General features: G+C 63.4%; 1 protein-coding gene and 1 pseudogene. Both read left to right on the forward strand.

Annotated elements, in window-relative coordinates:
* Nucleotides 1–239, forward strand: a pseudogene (locus tag AC1DT2_RS24010) (phosphoadenosine phosphosulfate reductase family protein); the annotation flags it as partial.
* Between the two features lie 257 nt (nt 240–496).
* Complete coding sequence (locus AC1DT2_RS24015) at nt 497–823, forward strand: hypothetical protein (protein WP_477299209.1); 327 nt, start codon at nt 497–499, stop codon at nt 821–823.
* The last annotated feature ends 342 nt before the right edge of the window (nt 824–1165 follow it).

The raw sequence follows: 1165 nt of genomic DNA on the forward strand, positions 1-1165 counted from the left end.
ATATGACGCCGGAACACATGGACCGGATCGAGCGGTGGGAGGCTGTGGTAGCAGCCGCCAACAAGCGCCGCATGGCGACGTTCTTCGCGCCGATCAATGGCGACATCCTGCCGATCCGCAACGTCATCGACTGGGCGCGCACGGGCCGCGGCGGCCGCCAGTACGACATCTTCATGCAGGACCAGGCCGGCGGCGGTTGCACGTCCGACCTGGGGCTTTGCGAGAGGGAGGCAGCATGACCACGAAGCGAATCACCCAGCGCGAGGCGCAGGCCCTGGGCCGGCGCGTTGCGCTCCTTGAGGAGCGCGAGGAAGACCGGCGGACCGCCTGGGTTAAGGACTACCCCGGGCACGTATATCGGCTCCGCCGTCCTCAGCGAGGGCGACGCGGCGAGGATTCGAACTGCTCGCCTGCTCGAACACGCCGTCGTTGCAACCTGCGTCAACGGCCTCGAAATCAACTTCTACGCACTGCCCGTGGCAAAGGACACCGACGCATGAGCACGATGACGCTCGCCAAGACCCGGGACCAGATCCGCGCGTTCGCGACCTTGCGGGAGAGAGACTGCACGGTCGTGAACTACTACGTCGAGATGAACGTGCTGGTGATGGACGACTGGTGGAAGGCGATCGACACCCACCTAGCGCTGGCTGGCCGTGAGGCGGCACAGCCGAAGCTCATCGGTTGGCGCATGGCCGACTACACGAACGAGACGGACAGCATCGACACCGCTCGTAACTGGTCGAGCAATGTGTCCGTCCTGCCCATCTTCGACGGCGACCCGAACACAAAGCTCGTCGCCACGCTGGATGTGAAGCCGTGAGCGTCGAATACATCCGCAAGGCCTACGGCGTTCCCGCCCGTCGCGGCGGTCGGGTCGAATATACAGGTGGTGGCAACCTTGAGATGGGCACAATTCGTTCTGCGTCAGGCGGTAACCTGAACATCAAGCTGGCCGGGATGAAGCACGCCATGCCTTTCCGCCCGACGTGGAAGCTTCGTTACCTGGATGCGTCTGCCGCAGGCGCTTCGTCACCATGATCCGCAGGATCCTGGCCGCCATTCTCGTACCAGTGGCTCAGTCTCGGAGGACCGGTACGCCGCATCCCGTAGACCATCGAAAGGTCAAGAAGCTCACTTTTAAGCGCCTCGGTCGCATCTATCA

Source organism: Luteibacter sp. P4_E6 (genome assembly GCF_056401535.1).